Genomic DNA, 16,889 nt, shown 5'->3' on the forward strand with positions numbered 1-16,889 from the left:
GGAGGTGTACGCGATGTCACCGATCCGGCTGCTGGTCCTCGGGGCCGTGCGCCAGCACGGGCGGGCGCACGGCTACCAGGTACGCAACGACCTGGAGTACTGGGGCGCCCACGAGTGGTCCCACGCCAAGCCCGGCTCGATCTACCACGCGCTCAAGCAGCTGGCGAAGCAGGGGATGCTGCGCGCGTACGAGACGGCGCCCAGCACGGCCGGCGGCCCGCCGCGCACCGAGTACGAGATCACCGAGAAGGGCACCGAGGAGTTCTTCGCGCTGCTGCGCACGTCGCTGACCTCGTACGACCAGAAGACGGACGTCCTCTCCGCGGCGGTCGGCTTCATCGTCGACCTGCCGCGCGAGGAGGCGGTCGCGCTGCTGCGGCAGCGGCTGGCCGCCATCGAGCGCTGGAAGGCCGACGTCCTGGAGCGCTACATCCCGGAGGAGGGGCCCGAGGGGCTGGGCCACATCGGCGAGATCATGAACCTCTGGGTGCACTCGGCGGTCGCGGGGGCCGCATGGACCCGCGGCCTGATCGAACGGATCGAGCACGGCGCGTACACCTTCGCGGGCGAGGGACCGCCCTTCATCGGCGTCCTCCGGAATCAGGACTTGCACCTCACGTCGCGTGAGCCCCGAGGCTGAGGGACGTACCGATTCAGCGAGGGAGCGGGAAGCGATGAGCTACTCCGTGGGACAGGTCGCCGGTTTCGCCGGGGTGACGGTGCGCACGCTGCACCACTACGACGAGATCGGGCTGCTCTCCCCGAGCGGCCGCAGCCACGCGGGGCACCGGCGTTACGACGACGCCGACCTCGACCGGCTGCAGCAGATCATGTTCTACCGGGAGCTGGGCTTCCCGCTCGATGAGGTCGCGGCCCTCCTCGACGACCCCGACGCGGACCCGCGGGCACACCTGCGGCGCCAGCACGAGCTGCTGACCGCGCGGATCGCCGAGCTGACGAGGATGGCCGAGGCCGTCGAGCACGCCATGGAGGCGAGGAAGATGGGCATCAACCTCACGCCCGAGGAGAAGTTCGAGGTCTTCGGGGACCACGATCCGGAGCAGTACGCCGAGGAGGTCGAGCAGCGCTGGGGCGACACGGACGCGTACCGCGAGTCACAGCGCCGCGCCGCCCGCTACACCAAGGCGGACTGGCAGCGCATGCAGGACGAGAACGCCGACTGGGGCGCCCGCTACCAGGCCCTGATGGCGGAGGGCGAGCCGGCGACGGGTGAGCGCGCGATGGACCTGGCGGAGGAGCACCGGCGGCAGATCGAGCGGTGGCACTACGCCTGCTCGCACGAGATGCACCGGTGCCTGGCGGAGATGTACGTCACGGACGAGCGGTTCACGGCCTACTTCGACGCCATGACGCCGGGCTTCGCGGCCCACCTCCGCGACGCCATCGTGGCGAACGCCGCCCGGCAGGGGTGACCCGCCACGCGCGCCCGCGGCCGGCCGACGCGGGCGCGCGTGACGACCCACCGCCGAGAGGCGGGGCGACATCCGGAATGGCTTCCTCCGTTTTGGGCACCTCGTCGGCTACGGCCATCGGTACCACCCTCGGTACCGCCGGAAAGGAGTCACCATGGTCATCAGGAAGCTGCACGAGATGGGTGTGCGCAGCGAACACGCCTACCTGGCCGCCTTCGCCTCCATCGGCCTCTCCGTCGCCAGCTGGGCCGCGTCCCTCAACATGGAGCCCGGGACGGGGCTCGCCCGCGCCGACCGGTGGGGCATATTCGTCGGCGAATGGGCACCCACCTTCTTCGGCCTCGGCCTCGCCCTCTCCCACTACGAGCAGCACGACGGCACGCTGATCGTCGACACCCGGGAGTACCGCGAGCAGTCCGTGTAGGCGCGGGAGCGACCCTGGGGGGGGCGGTGGAACCGGGACGGGGCCGGAAGCGTTGATAGCTTTGGGTAGCCGTCCCGCCCACTGACCCAGGAGCCCCGGAACCGTGAATACGCTTGCGCTCGGACCGAGCTGGCTGGACCCGGACTATTTGATCCAGACCTTCGGTCTGATCGGCGTCCTGGTCATCGTCTTCGCCGAGTCCGGCCTTCTCATCGGCTTCTTCCTGCCGGGTGACTCCCTGCTGTTCACCACCGGCCTGCTGGTGACCACCGGCAAGCTGGACACCCCGCTGTGGCTGGTGTGCAGCCTCATCGTGTTCGCCGCCGTCATCGGCGACCAGGTCGGATACCTCTTCGGCCGCAAGGTCGGCCCGGCGCTCTTCAAGCGCCCGGACTCCCGGCTCTTCAAGCAGGAGAACGTCGAGAAGGCGCACGAGTTCTTCGAGAAGCACGGCCCCAAGTCGCTGATCCTGGCCCGCTTCGTCCCGATCGTGCGGACGTTCACGCCGATCATCGCCGGTGTGAGCCGGATGAACTACCGCTCGTTCATCATCTTCAACGTCATCGGCGGCGTCCTGTGGGGCGCCGGTGTGACGCTCCTCGGCGCCTCCCTCGGCAAGATCGACTTCGTGCACCAGCACATCGAGAAGATCCTCGTGCTGATCGTGCTGCTCTCCGTGATCCCGATCGTCATCGAGTACCTGCGGGCCCGCTCCCAGGGCAAGAAGGCCCGCAACGAGCAGGCCGCCGCCGACGGGCAGGAGGGCGCCCTGCCCCCGGCCCCGCGCGGCCGCCACGCCAAGCGCTGACCCCGCCGGGGCGGCGCCGGGGCCTCACCGCTCCCGTACGAGCGGGGACAGCACCATCCCCAGCGCCGTCGCCGTGGCGATCGCGCTCAGCGCGATGCCCCAGGCGACCGGCCCCAGCGGCGTACAGCCGAAGAACTGGCTCACGCCCGGCGTCTGGATGACGGCGGCCAGCACCGCCGCCGACCCCAGGCTCGCCGCCAGCACGTTCCGGTCGAGCCCGCCCGTCGCGAGCGTCTGCGCCAGCTGCGTACCGACGACCGCGGCCAGCGCGACCGTGCTGGCCCGCTTCCCGCGCCCGGTGAGGCGGGCCCCGGTCCACGCCAGCCCCGCGCCGGTCGCGGTGATGGCCCCGCGCAGCAGCATCTCGTTGGTCAGGGCGCTGCCGAGCGAGCGGCTGGGCCCCTCCGACATGAGGCGCTCGGCGTTCTGGCCGGCGGGTTCGCGCACCGCGATGGCCAGCGAGGGCGCCAGGTCGGTCAGCAGGTTGACCAGCATGATCTGGCGGGCGTTCAGCGGCGTGGAGCCGGTCAGCGTGGAGATCAGCACGCTGAAGGTGACCTCGCCGAGGTTGCCGCCGATGAGGATGCCGAGCGCGGCCCGGACCGACGCCCACATGGCGCGGCCCTCCATCAGAGCCTCGACGATCGTCTCCAGCCGGTCGTCGCCCACCACGAGGTCCGCGGCGGCGGTCGCGGCGGGCGTGCCGCGCCGCCCCAGCGCGATGCCGATGTCGGCGAGCCGGATGGCGGGCGCGTCGTTCGCGCCGTCGCCGGTCATCGCGACCACCCGCCCGACCCGCTGGTACGCCTGGACGATCCGCACCTTGTGGTGCGGGCTGCACCGCGCGATGACGTCCACGGTGGGCAGCAGCTCGTCGAGCGCGTCGTCGTCGAGCTCGTCCAGCTCGGCGCCGGTGCAGACCTTCGGGTCGGTGACGTCGCTGATGGTGGAGGCGATGGCGTCGGCGGTGGCCGGGTGGTCGCCGGTCAGCATCACCGTGTGCACGCCCGCCTCCCGCAGCCGCGCCGTCGCGGGCGCGGCCCCGGCTCGTACCGGGTCCGCCAGCGTGAGGAAGCCGAGGAACACGAGCTCCCGCACGCTGTCGTCGGTGAGGTCCTCGTCCTCGCCCATCCGCCGCTCCGCCACCGCCAGCACCCGCCGCCCGGCGCCCGCGAGCTGCTCCGCCTCGGCGGTCAGCGCCGCGTGCCCCGCCTCGTCGAGCGGGCTCTCGCCGCCGTCCGGGCCGCGGCGGCGGTCGCACCGCTCCAGGACGTTCTCGGGCGCGCCCTTCACGCTGAGCAGCAGGCCGTGCGTCGTCTGACCGGTGGTCGCGTGGTACGCCCGCGACGGCTCGAACGGCAGCGTGTCCAGCCGCCGCCAGCGCGCGGCCCCGTGCCGTACGGTCACCTTCCCGGTGCGCGCGCCGGCCGTCACGGCGCGGTCGGTCTGGTGGGCCATCGGCTCGGACTGCCGGGCGGGCGGGGTGGCCCGCAGCGCGGCGGCGAGGACGTCCTTGCGCCGGGCGTCCAGCCGGTCCGGCGCCAGGGTGCTCTCGCCGTCGCTGACGCCCGCCAGCTGGAGCTTGCCCTCCGTGAGCGTGCCGGTCTTGTCGAAGCACAGCACGTCGGCGCGGCCGAGCGCCTCGATGGTGCGCGGGTTGCGTACCAGCGCCCCGACGTCCGCGAGCCGCCGCGCCGCGGCCAGCTGGGCGGCGTTCACCAGGAAGGGCAGCCCCTCCGGTACGGAGGCGACGGCGAGGTTCACGGCGGAGGCGAGGTTGTCCGCGAGCGGCCGTCCGTGCACCAGGCCCGCCGCCGCGACCGCGCTGGCCGAGCCGAGCGCGATGGGCAGGCTCGTACGGGTGAGGGAGGCGAGCCGCGCCTCCACGCCGGTCTCGGGGGCGGCCTGCCGCGCGGTGGCGAGGCTGCGCCCCACCTCGGTGCTGGAGCCGGTCGCGACCACGACCGCCACGCCCCGCCCGGAGGAGACGGTGGTGCCCTCGTACACCATGGAGCGGCGGCCGGTGAGATCCGTGGCGACCACCGGCGCGGGGTCCTTGTGGACCGCGAGCGACTCGCCGGTCAGCGACGACTCGTCGACCTCCAGCCCCTCGGTCTCCAGCAGCCGGCAGTCCGCCGGTACGACGTCCTCGGGCCGCAGCAGGATGACGTCGCCCTCCACCAGGTCACCGGCGGTCACCAGCCGCTCCTTGCCGCCGCGGCGTACGCGCGCGCCGACCGCGGAGCGGCGGAACAGCTCGGCGAGGGCGCGCTCGGTCCGCACCCGCTGGAAGCCGCCGATCAGGGCGGAGGTGCCGGTGATGGCGGCCACCAGCATGGCGTCGGTGCGCGAGCCGACGGCGGTGGCGAGCGCGGCGCCACCGGCGAGGACGGGCGTCAGCGGGTTGGACAGTTCCTCGATGAACGCCGATGGGAGGGTCAGGCGCGCGGGCTCGTTGCCGCCGCGCGGGCCCCCGCTGCGGTCGGCCGCCTCGTCGGCGCCGAGCCCCTCGGCGCTGGTGTTCAGCCGCTCCAGGACCCGCTCGGTGGGCATCAGGTGCCACGGCACGGTGGTCACGGGCGGGGCGAGGGGCCGGGAGAGCAACTGGTGGGCGCGCCAGCTCCCGAGGCAGAACGCCACGCTCGCGGCCGTCGTGCCGGCCGTCATGCCCCGGGCGGTGGCCTGCGCCGGCGGCCCCTGCAGCGCGGCGACCGCGCCGACGCCGCTGCCGCCCGCCGCGAGCACGGCGCTGTCCCGGTCCACGCGCGCGGCCATGCCGACGGCGTCCACGATGATCCCGGCCGACTCGAGGTCGGAGCCGACGATCAGGTGCGCGCCCCAGGCGGGCGGCTCGCCCTCCCGGTGCACGCCGACGCCGCAGTCGGCCGCCCCGAGCGCGCGCCGGTTGCCGGAGACCAGCAGCACGACCGCGCCGTCGGCCTGGAGGCCGCGTACGGACGCCACCAGGCGCTTGCCCGCCGGGACCACGGCGTCGGCGAAGGTGAACGCCGGTGCCTCGCGGTCGGTGGCCAGCACCACCCGGGCGCCCGCCCGGCGGGCCGCCGCCGCGACCGCCTCGGCGCCGGGCGCCGTCTGCGTACCGAGCCCGGCGACCGCCTGGAGGCGGCGGCCCTTGGCCAGGCCCAGCGTGCGCTCGGCGCCCCGGCGGCGCAGCCGTGCGTCGGCCTGCTTGCCGGTCCGGCCCGTGAGGTCGAGCTCGTCCAGCGGCCCCAGCACCCAGCCGTCGTCGTCGCGTACGGCCTTGAGCGGCGCGTCCGCGTCGAAGAGCGCGAACAGCCGTCCGGCCGTCGCCTCCGGGTCCGCGCCGCTGAGCAGCTCCAGGTCGACCGGCTCGTATTGGTCGCTGCGCAGGGCGTCCTCCTCCAGGACGACGGTGTCCACCTGGCCGAGCCGCCGCAGGGCGCTGCGGTCCATGGTGACGACGCCGCGCATCGCCAGGGCCCGGCCCAGGCTGGTGGCGAAGCCCTCGCGGCCCGCCTCCGGCGCCTTGGGTACGGCGGAGAGCGCGACCGCCAGCCCCCGGCGCAGCCCGGCGAACGGCACCGTGAGCGCTCCGGCCGTCAGCCCGGCGATCATGGCCCGCTCGGCGTACCGGTCGACCGAGTCCTTCGGCTTCGGGCCGGCGCGGTCCACGACGAGCGGCTCCGCCGCGGCGTCCTCCGGGCCGCGCACCAGGTCCGGCTCGGCGTCGGCCCACGCCTTGCGCTCGGCGGTCGCCTCCCGCCACTGGGCGACCCGCTCGAACACGTCGAGGGCGAGCCCGCCGCCCCGGGTGGCGACACCCTGCGCGAGGGCGCTCACCACGGGCAGGACGGACTCGGCCTGTTCGGGACTGCTGAGGTCGGCGACCAGATGGCGCAGCTTCGGGTGGTGCTGGAGGGCGCCGAAGACGGCCGCCACCTCGGGGGGCAGCCGGATCCAGGGCGTGAGCTGCCGTACGGCGGCGATGCCGAGGCCCACGGTGTCCGCCGCCAGCGCGGGCACCGACTGGCGGGTTTTGGGGCCCTCGCTGGGGTGGTGCGGTTCGGGGCACCACTCGTCGAACTCCTCCGGGTGAGTGTCGCCCTCCGCCTGCTTGACCAGCGCGACCAGCTCGCGCTCGGCGGGCGGCGGCGCGGAGACGGCCACGACCACGCGCTCGGAGGGCGCGTTCACCCGCGCCCACAGGACCCCGGGGTGGCCCTCCAGGGCCCGCTCCACCCGGGCGGCGACCCGCTCGCCGCCGACGCCGTGCACCCCGTGGACCTCGATGTAGCAGCGGCCGGGCCGCCACCACACGTCGCGCTGCGGCAGGCCGATCAGCCGGCCGGCGATATCGGCGGCACCGCGGACCCCGGCGGCGACTCCGTACGTCACACCCGACGCCACCGGCGCGAGCAGACCGGGTGACCACAGGTGCGGGCTGGGCAACGGTGACATGGGCACTGCCTCCGGTCCGTCGGTCCGTCCGTCATTCCGATTCAACCGTCCCGAAATGGCTACCCTAAATATAGACAAACTGCCCATACCAGAAGTGCGGATGTGAGACCTGTGGCCACATCTTCAACGCCTCGTAAGCGCTCCTCCTCGACGAAGTCCGCCGGTACGAAGTCGGGCGCGGCGAAATCCGCCGGTACGACGAAATCCGCCACGGCGAAGTCACGCTCGACCGCACGCGCCAAGAAGGTGGCCGCGGAACCCCCCAAGGAGCGGGAGACGGCCTTCGAGGCGCCCGAGACGAAGCCCGAGAAGACCTCGGCCGGCGGCGGTGGCGGGCGCACGGTCACCTTCACCGTGCCGTCCTTCGACCGCGTCGCGAGCGGCGCCGCCAACGCGGCCATGCTCCCGGTGGCGGTCGCCCGCCAGGTCCTCCCCGCCAAGCGGGGCCTCCCGGTCTACGTGGGCCTCGGCGTCCTCGGCGTGGCGGACGTCATCGAATGGCCGGTCGCCATCGGACTCGGCGTCGGGTACGCCTTCCTGCGCCGCACCGGCGTGATGCCCCAGGGGAGCCCGGGCTTCCAGAAGCCGCGCGCGGCCTGAGGCCCCCGCGGGGGATCAGAAGCCGCGCGTCCGCTTCGCCGCGCGCCGGGCCGCCGCCGACCCCGGCGCGCGGATGAACATGCGCGCCATCTCGCCCCCGAGGTTCACCCCGATCGCGATCGCCAGCGCCAGCGCCGCCGCCCGCGCCAGCGACGCGAAGCCGGCGTCCAGGTTGTTCTGCGCGATGTTGAGCACCCCCAGGTACGTCGCAGAACCCGGCAGCAGCGGCCCGATGGCCGCCGTCACGTACGGCATCGACGAGGTGTGCTCGTACCGCGCGAACAGCTGCCCGAAGAGGCCCACCAGCCCCGCCGCGACCGCCGTCGCGAGGACCGTCGGCCCGTCCGCGGTCACCGCGATCGACGCGTACACCACCCACGCGACACCGCCGTTGAGCGCCACGAAGAGCACGGTGGAACGATCCTGCTGCAGCAGCACCGCGAAGGTCACCGACAGCAGCACCGCCGCCAGGATCTGTATCCAGGGCCGCTCCACCGCCTGGAGCGCCCCCTCGGGGTTCAGCTTCGCCTGGAAGAACTGCACGCCCACGTACAGCACGGTCAGCACGCCCACCACGATGGCGACGAAGAAGTACGCCACCTCCAGCAAGCGCGCCGAGGCGGTGATGTAGAAGCCGGTCAGGCCGTCCTGGACGGCCGCCACCAGCGCCCGTCCCGGGATCAGCGCGAACAGCCCACCGGTGATCACGGCGTTCGGCTGGAGCCCCGCGTGCAGCAGGCTCACCACCACGCCCAGCGCCGCCGGCGGCACCGCCGCCACCGCGAACTGGTAGAACTCCGGCAGCCCGCGCCCCGCGCACAGCCACGCCAGCCGGTCGCCGAGCATCGCGCCCGCCGCCGCCACCGCGAAGACGGCCATGTCACCGCCGAGCAGCATCGACGCCGCCCCGGCCAGCAGCCCCGCCGCCAGCGTGAGGACCCACCCCGGATACGGGTGCCGGTTGCGCCGGATCTCCGCGAGGCGCCGGTAGGCCTCCTCCAGCGTGACGTCGTAGTCCTCGGCGTTGATGTCGGCGACGAGCGCGTACACCGCCGCCAGCCGCGTGTAGTCGGTGCCGCGCCGCCGTACGGTCCGGTTCGCCGTCACCGGGTCGTCCACCAGCGAGGGCTGGTACGTGATCGTCAGCAGCGTGAAGGTCACGGTCGGCTCGCAGCGGTCGAGCCCGTACGCGCGGCCGATCGCGAACATCGCCGCCTCGACGTCCTCCGCGCCCTCACCGCCCGCGAGCAGCAGCTCGCCGATGCGCAGCGTCAGGTCGAGCACGCGCGGTACCGCCGGGCGGACCTCCTCGTGCCGCTGCGCCGTCTCCGGCACCGGCCGCTCGCTCACCGGCATCCGCAGCATGGTGCGCATCCGGTCCTGCCAGGGCGCGTCCCGCGCCAGCTTCACCTCCGGGAAGCCGTGTGCGGGGGTGAAGGCGGGCGGCGAGTGCTTCGCCCCGTACGTGGAGGGCGGGGCGAACGCGGAGCCCTCCGGCTCCGCCGGCGTCTCCGGCGCCAGGCCCTGCGGAACGGCGAACTCCGAGGTCGGCTGGTCCTCCTCGGGCACGACGGGCTGCTCCACGCCCGGTGGCGGAGTGAAGGCGCTGCGCGCCTCGTCCGACTGAGGCTTCCGGTCCTCCGGAACACCCGCTTCCTCCGCCGCCACAGCCCTGTCCCTCACTCCCATCCGACCCGTCTGCCCAGTATGCGCATGAGCAAGGGCGCGAACGCACGACGGGCGGCGCACCCGTGAGGGTGCACCGCCCGTCGTACGTACCGGTGGGGCAGGGGCGTCAGTGAGCGCCGCCCTGCGCCTCCAGGCGCTTGATGGAGTTTTCGATCTCGGCCTCGGCCTCGGCGCGGCCGACCCAGTTGGCGCCCTCGACCGACTTGCCGGGCTCCAGGTCCTTGTAGACCTCGAAGAAGTGCTGGATCTCCAGGCGGTCGAACTCGGACACGTGGTGGATGTCCCGCAGGTGCTCCATGCGCGGGTCGGAGGCCGGCACGCACAGCAGCTTGTCGTCGCCGCCCGCCTCGTCCGTCATGCGGAACATGCCGATGGCGCGGCACTTGACCAGGACGCCCGGGAAGGTCGGCTCGTCCAGGATGACCAGCGCGTCCAGCGGGTCGCCGTCCTCGCCGAGGGTGCCCTCGACGAAGCCGTAGTCGGCCGGGTAGACGGTCGACGTGAAGAGGTGGCGGTCCAGTCGGATACGACCGGTCTCGTGGTCCACCTCGTACTTGTTCCGCGACCCCTTCGGGATCTCGATGGTGACGTCGAACTCCACGGGTGGCTCCTCCAAGATCAACACAAAGCGGGGGTGCCGTGCTCACGGCACAGCTCAGTGATTAAGTGTCCCTCACGCTACTGAGTGCTTGCGAAAGGGGCTGGTCGGCCGTGCCGGAGCCGAAGGTCGTGCAGCTCGCCGCCGGCTCGGCCCTGCTCGGCCTGGTCCTGTCGGCCGGCGTGGCGGGCCTCGCCGGTCCCTGGGACTCGGGTCAGCGTACGGCGGAGCGCGCCCGCGCCGCCGCCGGGGCCCGCGCGGGTGGCGCAGATCACGGTGCGGCCGCCCCCGGAGGCCCGGCCGCCCGCCCCGGCCGCCCGGACCGCGCCGACCGGCCCGAGGCCCCCGCGCCCGCCCCGAGCGCCCCCGGCGTCCTCACCGCCCTCGCGGTCCCGGCCGCGCGCGACAAGGGCGCCGCCCTGCCGCCCGCCACCGCGCGCAGGGCGCTCGCGGCCGCCCTGGAGCCGCTGCTCGCCTCCCCGGACCTGGGCCCGCTGCGTACGGCGGCGGTCGTGGACGTCGCCACCGGGGAGCAGCTGTACGGGAACGGGGCCGTGGCCCCGATGACGCCCGCCTCCACCGTGAAGATCGCCACCGCGGCCGCCGCGCTCTCCGCCCTCGGCCCGGACCACCGCATCCCCACCACCGTCGTGGCCTCCGCGGACTTCCGCACCGTCACCCTGGTCGGCGGCGGCGACCCGACGCTCGACGAGGAGCGGCTCGGCGCCCTCGCGCGGGACACCGCCCGCGCCCTGCGCGACCGCGGCATCACCAGCGTCCGGCTCACCTACGACACCTCCCTCTACTCCGGCCCGGAGCGCCACCCCATCGGCGTCAACGACAACATCGCCGCGGTGACGCCCCTGATGACCGACGAGGGCCGGGCCGAGGGCGCCGCCGCCACCGGCCCCGCGCCCCGCTCCGCCGACCCGGCGGGGGACACCGCCCGCGCCTTCGCCGGGCTCCTCGCCGGCCTGGACGTCACCGGCGAAGGGGCACCCGCCCGCGCCAAGGCGCCCAAGAAGGCCACCCCGGTCGCGAAGACCTACTCCCGGCCGCTCGCCGCGCTGGTCGAGCACACCCTGACCCACAGCGACAACGACCTCGCCGAGGCCCTCGCCCGCCACACCGCCCTCGCCACCGGAAGGCCCGCCAGCTTCGACGGCGCCGGCCGCGCCGTCCGCGAGCGGCTCGACAAGCTCGGCGTCCCGCTCGCGGGCGCGCGGTTCGCCGACGGCAGCGGCCTCGACCGGCGCGACAAGGTATCCGCCGCGCTTCTGACCACCCTCCTCTCCCGCGCCGCCGACCCCGCCCGCCCCGAGCTGCGCCCCGTCCTCACGGGACTCCCGGTCGGCGGCTTCAGCGGCACCCTGAAGGACCGTTACGCCGACGGCTCCCCGGGCGCCGGGCTGATCCGCGCCAAGACCGGCACCCTGACCGGCGTGAACTCCCTCGCCGGGACGGTGGTGACCGCGAACGGACGACTGCTCGCCTTCGCGTTTCTCGCCGGCGAGACCCCGTCCGCGCACGCCGCCCAGCCCGCCCTGGACCGCCTCGCCGCCGCGCTGACCCGCTGACGGGTACGGCGAGAGGCTCGGAAGGGTGCCGTCCCATCCCTCACCCTCCACGCGGCCGAGCACGTACGGTTGACGCATGACGAGCATCGGTGGTGCGGAGATGGTCGACTGGAACCTCGCGGTGGCGACCGCGACCCGGCTGGTACGCCCCGGGCCCGAGGTGAGCCGGGAGGAGGCGCGGGCGGTCGTCGCCGAGCTGCGGCGGCACGCGAAGGCGTCGGAGGAGCACGTCCGGGCGTACACCCGGATGATCCCCGAGGGCCACCTGCCGGAGGACACCCCGATCCTGGTCGTCGACCGGCCCGGCTGGATCAGGGCGAACGTCGCGGGCTTCCGCGAACTGCTCAAACCCCTGCTGGACAAGATGCGGGAGCGCCGCTCCAGCTCTCCGGGCGGGGCCGTGCTGGGCGCGGTGGGCGGCAAGGTGACCGGCGTCGAGCTCGGCATGCTGCTGTCGTTCCTGGCCTCCCGGGTCCTCGGCCAGTACGAGACCTTCGCCCCGTCCACGCGCGAGCTGCCCGCGGGGAAGAACGGCGGCGGGCGGCTGCTGCTCGTCGCGCCGAACATCGTCCACGTCGAGCGCGAGCTGGACGTGGCCCCGCACGACTTCCGGCTCTGGGTGAGCCTGCACGAGGAGACCCACCGCACGCAGTTCACCGGCGTGCCGTGGCTGCGCGACCATCTGCAGGGCGAGATCCAGTCATTCCTGAACGCCACTGACGTCGATCCGGCCACCGTGCTGGAGCGGCTGCGCGAGGCCGCCCAGACGCTCGTGGGGGCCCGCCCCGAGGGCGAGGAGGACGAGGGCCGCTCCCTGGTCGAGCTCGTCCAGACGCCCGAGCAGCGCGAGATCCTGGGCCGGCTGACGGCCGTCATGTCGCTCCTCGAAGGCCACGCGGACTACGTGATGGACGGCGTCGGGCCGCAGGTCGTGCCGTCGGTGGCCGAGATCCGCGAGAAGTTCCAGCAGCGCCGGGCGCGCGGCGCGTCCCGCCTCGACCTGGCCCTGCGCAAACTGCTCGGCCTGGACGCCAAGCTGCGCCAGTACCGGGACGGCGAGAAGTTCGTCCGGGCGGTGGTGGGCGAGGTCGGCATGGACGGCTTCAACCGGGTGTGGACCTCCCCGAACACCCTCCCCACCAAGGCGGAGATCGCCTCACCGGCGGACTGGGTCGCGCGGGTGCACCGTTAACGGCGGCGAGCAGAGGGAGCACCGTAAAGGAGAGTGACGACTCCGATCCGGCCGACGGCAGGAGAACGCCCCTCCAATCACCCATCCGAGGGACCGTGGGCGGTGGGTAGGCGTGCGATGCTCGGGTATCGGCCGGGTTCTGTCACGATCGATGCACCGTGAGTGACCGAACCCTCCGGTCCGACCGTTAAGACTCCGACCGAGGCACCCCCCCAAACTTCACACGAAGGGCACCGGACATGGGTCCCCATCCTGCGGTCGCGGCGATACGCCTGGCGGTCCGCCGCGTTCTCCACGACGTACTCACCGAGCACACCGCGCAGCACACCGTCCCCGAGCTCAGCACGACCGCATCGGGCTCACCGAGGCCGTCGGGCGCGCCGACCGCACCGAGCGCACCCCCGGGCGCTCCCCGCGTCAAGCCGTCGACGCCGCTCGTGCTGGTCGCCTGCTCCGGCGGCGCCGACTCCATGGCGCTCGCCTCCGCCCTCGCCTTCGAGGCCCGCAAGCTGCCCGTCCGCGCCGGTGGCATCACCGTCGACCACGGCCTCCAGGACGGTTCCGGCCTGCGCGCCGCCGAGGTCGCCGCCCGCCTCACCGCCATGGGACTGGAACCGGTCGAGGCCGTCACCGTCACCGTCGGCCGCGACGGCGGCCCCGAGGCCGCGGCCCGCGACGCCCGGTACGCCGCGCTGGACGAGGCCGCCGAGCGGCTGGGCGCCGCCGCCGTGCTGCTCGGACACACCCGCGACGACCAGGCCGAGACGGTGCTGCTCGGCCTCGCCCGCGGGTCCGGCATCCGCTCGCTGTCCGGGATGGCCGCCGTCTCCGGCGCCGAGGGCCGCTACCGCCGCCCCTTCCTCCAGCTCGACCGCCAGACGGCCCGCAAGGCCTGCATGGTGCAGTCGCTGCCCGTCTGGGACGACCCCATGAACGCCGACCCGGCCTACACCCGGTCGCGGCTGCGCCACGAGGGGCTGCCCGCCCTGGAGAAGTCGCTCGGCAAGGGCGTCGTCGAGGCCCTCGCCCGTACGGCCCAGCTCTGCCGGGACGACGCCGACGCGCTCGACACCTGGGCCGCCGACGTCGAGGCGTCCGTACGGGACGAGACCGGCCAGCTGGTCTGCGCCCGGCTGTACGCGCTGCCGGCCGCCGTCCGCCGCCGCGTACTGCGCCGCGCGGCCATCGCCGAGGGCGCCCCGGCCGGCTCCCTCTTCGCCCGGCACATCGAGGAACTCGACCGGCTGATCACCAGCTGGCGCGGTCAGGGGGCCATCAATCTGCCCGGCCGCGTCGAGGCACGTCGGCAGGGTGGCAGACTGGTCATTCGGCAAGGCTGACGCAGGCTGCAACGAAAGTGACCCGGGTGAACGAGAAAGACATGGGCGCCGACCTCCAGTCGGTGCTCATCACCAAGGAAGAGATCGACGCGAAGCTGGCCGAGCTGGCCGCGAAGATCGACGCTGAGTACGCGGGCAAGGACCTGCTCATCGTCGGCGTCCTCAAGGGCGCCGTGATGGTGATGGCGGACCTGGCGCGCGCGCTGTCCACCCCCGTCACGATGGACTGGATGGCCGTCTCCTCGTACGGGGCGGGCACCCAGTCCTCCGGCGTGGTCCGGATCCTCAAGGACCTGGACACCGACATCAAGGGCAAGCACGTCCTGATCGTCGAGGACATCATCGACTCCGGCCTGACCCTGTCGTGGCTGCTGTCGAACCTCGGCTCGCGCGAGCCGGCCTCCCTGGAGGTCTGCACCCTGCTGCGCAAGCCCGAGGCGGCGAAGGTCGCGATCGACGTGAAGTGGATCGGATTCGACATCCCCAACGAGTTCGTCGTCGGATACGGCCTGGATTACGCGGAGAAGTACCGCAACCTCCCCTTCGTCGGGACGCTGGCGCCGCACGTCTACGGCGGCTAGTGCGTGAGGTCCCGGCGCCGTACGGGAACCCCGGCCTCCTTCCCGCCGTTGGAGCATGGGAAGGCGGTCGCGGGTGACAATGCTGGGGTACCGTCCGAAGAACAGTCTTTTCTCATAGCAGCATTTACCTACGGGCAGGAGGGACGGGGCGTCATCGCTCCGTATGGATGGACGTGAAGCGATACTTCCGTGGGCCGGTCATGTGGATCGTGCTGGCCGTCCTCGCCGTGGTCGTGTTGATGCAGGTCGTCGGCTCGTCGGGCGGCTACAAGACGGTGGACACCGGCAAGGTCGTCCAGGCCATCGACAAGAACCAGGTCGAGCAGGCCAAGCTCACCACCGGCGACGAGCAGATGATCAAGATCGACCTGAAGGACGGCTTCAAGGTCGACAACTCCGACAAGGTCCAGGCGAGCTACATCGGCACGCAGGGCTCCGACCTGGCCGCCACGCTGCAGAAGAAGTTCGCGGCGGGTGAGATCGAGAAGAGCTACACGGTCTCGCCGTCGAAGCAGTCGCCGTTCGTCTCGGTGCTGCTCTCGCTGCTGCCCTTCGTGCTGATCGTCGTGGTCTTCCTGTTCCTGATGAATCAGATGCAGGGCGGCGGCTCCCGGGTCATGAACTTCGGGAAGTCCAAGGCCAAGCTGATCACCAAGGACACCCCGAAGACGACCTTCGCCGACGTGGCGGGGTCCGACGAGGCCGTCGAGGAGCTCCACGAGATCAAGGAGTTCCTCCAGGAGCCGGCGAAGTTCCAGGCCGTCGGCGCCAAGATCCCCAAGGGTGTGCTGCTGTACGGCCCGCCCGGTACGGGCAAGACGCTCCTCGCGCGCGCCGTCGCGGGCGAGGCCGGCGTGCCGTTCTACTCGATCTCCGGCTCCGACTTCGTCGAGATGTTCGTCGGTGTCGGTGCCTCGCGTGTGCGCGACCTCTTCGAGCAGGCCAAGGCGAACGCCCCGGCGATCGTCTTCGTCGACGAGATCGACGCCGTCGGCCGGCACCGCGGCGCGGGCCTCGGCGGCGGTCACGACGAGCGCGAGCAGACCCTCAACCAGCTGCTCGTCGAGATGGACGGCTTCGACGTGAAGGGCGGCGTCATCCTGATCGCCGCCACCAACCGGCCGGACATCCTCGACCCGGCGCTGCTGCGCCCGGGCCGCTTCGACCGGCAGATCGCCGTCGACCGCCCGGACATGCAGGGCCGCCTGGAGATCCTCAAGGTCCACCAGAAGGGCAAGCCGGTCGCCCCGGACGTCGATCTGGCCGCCGTGGCCCGTCGTACGCCCGGCTTCACCGGTGCCGATCTGTCCAACGTCCTGAACGAGGCGGCGCTGCTGACCGCCCGCTCGGACAAGAAGCTGATCGACAACCACATGCTGGACGAGGCGATCGACCGGGTGGTCGCGGGCCCGCAGAAGCGGACCCGGATCATGTCGGACAAGGAGAAGAAGATCACCGCGTACCACGAGGGCGGTCACGCCCTGGTCGCGGCGGCCTGTCCGAACTCCGACCCGGTCCACAAGATCACCATCCTGTCCCGTGGCCGGGCCCTGGGTTACACCATGGTCCTGCCGGACGAGGACAAGTACTCCACCACGCGCAACGAGATGCTCGACCAGCTGGCCTACATGCTGGGCGGGCGCGCGGCCGAGGAGCTGGTCTTCCACGACCCGACCACGGGCGCGGCCAACGACATCGAGAAGGCGACCGCGACCGCGCGGGCCATGGTCACGCAGTACGGCATGACCGAGCGGCTCGGCGCGATCAAGTTCGGCGGCGACAACAGCGAGCCCTTCCTGGGCCGCGAGATGGCGCACCAGCGCGACTACTCGGAAGAGGTCGCCGCGCTCGTCGACGAAGAGGTCAAGAAGCTCATCGAGACCGCGCACAACGAGGCGTGGGAGATCCTCGTCGAGAACCGTGACGTCCTCGACAACCTCGTCCTGCGGCTGCTGGAGAAGGAGACGCTCGGCAAGGAGGAGATCGCCGAGATCTTCGCCCCGATCGTCAAGCGCCCGGCCCGCCCGGCGTGGACCGGCTCCTCGCGGCGTACGCCGTCGACGCGGCCGCCGGTGCTGTCGCCGAAGGAACTGGCGCTGACCAACGGCGCGGCGGGTGCCGCCGGGACGAACGGCTCCGGCCCCTCCGACACCACCACCGCCCCGGCGGCGGAGCCGGTCACGGAGGACCGCCCCGAGGCGTAAGCC

At 73.0% G+C, this 16,889-nt stretch carries 13 protein-coding genes; 10 read left to right on the plus strand and 3 right to left on the minus strand.

The genetic code is table 11. The features are described 5' to 3' along the window. The first annotated feature begins 13 nt into the window (after positions 1 to 13). The 4 genes from ACZ42X_RS11660 to ACZ42X_RS11675 all read left to right on the plus strand — a co-directional run bounded on the left by ACZ42X_RS11660 (position 14) and on the right by ACZ42X_RS11675 (position 2,665). The gene (locus ACZ42X_RS11660; protein WP_468287227.1) at positions 14 to 640 is read left to right on the plus strand and encodes a PadR family transcriptional regulator; all 627 of its coding nucleotides are present in this window, start codon (positions 14 to 16) and stop codon (positions 638 to 640) included. 34 nt (positions 641 to 674) lie between these two features. Continuing rightward, entirely contained in the window at positions 675 to 1,433 is a 759-nt protein-coding gene (locus tag ACZ42X_RS11665; RefSeq protein WP_468287230.1) for a MerR family transcriptional regulator, read from the plus strand. 154 nt (positions 1,434 to 1,587) lie between these two features. Further along, positions 1,588 to 1,857, plus strand: coding sequence for a hypothetical protein (locus ACZ42X_RS11670; RefSeq protein WP_361428603.1), 270 nt, complete (start codon positions 1,588 to 1,590; stop codon positions 1,855 to 1,857). A 103-nt stretch (positions 1,858 to 1,960) separates the two neighbouring features. Beyond that, positions 1,961 to 2,665, plus strand: coding sequence for a DedA family protein (locus tag ACZ42X_RS11675; RefSeq protein ID WP_468287234.1), 705 nt, complete (start codon positions 1,961 to 1,963; stop codon positions 2,663 to 2,665). 24 nt (positions 2,666 to 2,689) lie between these two features. Here ACZ42X_RS11675 and ACZ42X_RS11680 read toward each other — a convergent pair whose 3' ends face one another. Continuing rightward, the gene (locus ACZ42X_RS11680; RefSeq protein ID WP_468287237.1) at positions 2,690 to 7,105 is read right to left on the minus strand and encodes a cation-translocating P-type ATPase; all 4,416 of its coding nucleotides are present in this window, start codon (positions 7,103 to 7,105) and stop codon (positions 2,690 to 2,692) included. 111 nt (positions 7,106 to 7,216) lie between these two features. On the opposite strand from ACZ42X_RS11680, the gene ACZ42X_RS11685 reads away from it, so the two are divergent. Then, positions 7,217 to 7,705 carry a hypothetical protein gene (locus ACZ42X_RS11685; RefSeq protein ID WP_468287240.1) on the plus strand — a complete coding sequence of 163 codons (489 nt, stop codon included), beginning with the start codon at positions 7,217 to 7,219 and terminating at the stop codon, positions 7,703 to 7,705. 15 nt (positions 7,706 to 7,720) lie between these two features. Here ACZ42X_RS11685 and ACZ42X_RS11690 read toward each other — a convergent pair whose 3' ends face one another. Further along, positions 7,721 to 9,373, minus strand: coding sequence for a threonine/serine exporter family protein (locus ACZ42X_RS11690; protein ID WP_468287243.1), 1,653 nt, complete (start codon positions 9,371 to 9,373; stop codon positions 7,721 to 7,723). Between the two features lie 127 nt (positions 9,374 to 9,500). Next, complete coding sequence (locus ACZ42X_RS11695) at positions 9,501 to 9,995, minus strand: inorganic diphosphatase (protein ID WP_468287249.1); 495 nt, start codon at positions 9,993 to 9,995, stop codon at positions 9,501 to 9,503. Between the two features lie 110 nt (positions 9,996 to 10,105). Here ACZ42X_RS11695 and dacB point away from each other — a divergent pair, with 110 nt between their 5' ends. From dacB to ftsH, 5 genes are all read left to right on the plus strand, one after another. Beyond that, complete coding sequence (dacB, locus tag ACZ42X_RS11700; protein ID WP_468287252.1) at positions 10,106 to 11,569, plus strand: D-alanyl-D-alanine carboxypeptidase/D-alanyl-D-alanine endopeptidase; 1,464 nt, start codon at positions 10,106 to 10,108, stop codon at positions 11,567 to 11,569. A gap of 76 nt (positions 11,570 to 11,645) precedes the next feature. After that, on the plus strand, positions 11,646 to 12,761 hold the full coding sequence (locus tag ACZ42X_RS11705; protein WP_468287255.1) for a zinc-dependent metalloprotease: 1,116 nt from the start codon (positions 11,646 to 11,648) through the stop codon (positions 12,759 to 12,761). A gap of 239 nt (positions 12,762 to 13,000) precedes the next feature. Continuing rightward, positions 13,001 to 14,101 carry a tRNA lysidine(34) synthetase TilS gene (gene tilS, locus ACZ42X_RS11710; RefSeq protein ID WP_468287258.1) on the plus strand — a complete coding sequence of 367 codons (1,101 nt, stop codon included), beginning with the start codon at positions 13,001 to 13,003 and terminating at the stop codon, positions 14,099 to 14,101. Positions 14,102 to 14,142: 41 nt separating this feature from the next. Next, the gene (gene hpt, locus ACZ42X_RS11715; RefSeq protein WP_031077393.1) at positions 14,143 to 14,682 is read left to right on the plus strand and encodes a hypoxanthine phosphoribosyltransferase; all 540 of its coding nucleotides are present in this window, start codon (positions 14,143 to 14,145) and stop codon (positions 14,680 to 14,682) included. A gap of 167 nt (positions 14,683 to 14,849) precedes the next feature. After that, the gene (gene ftsH, locus ACZ42X_RS11720) at positions 14,850 to 16,886 is read left to right on the plus strand and encodes an ATP-dependent zinc metalloprotease FtsH (protein WP_468287261.1); all 2,037 of its coding nucleotides are present in this window, start codon (positions 14,850 to 14,852) and stop codon (positions 16,884 to 16,886) included. Positions 16,887 to 16,889 lie beyond the last annotated feature (3 nt).

It is taken from the genome of Streptomyces sp. NPDC030862, from assembly GCF_055571835.1.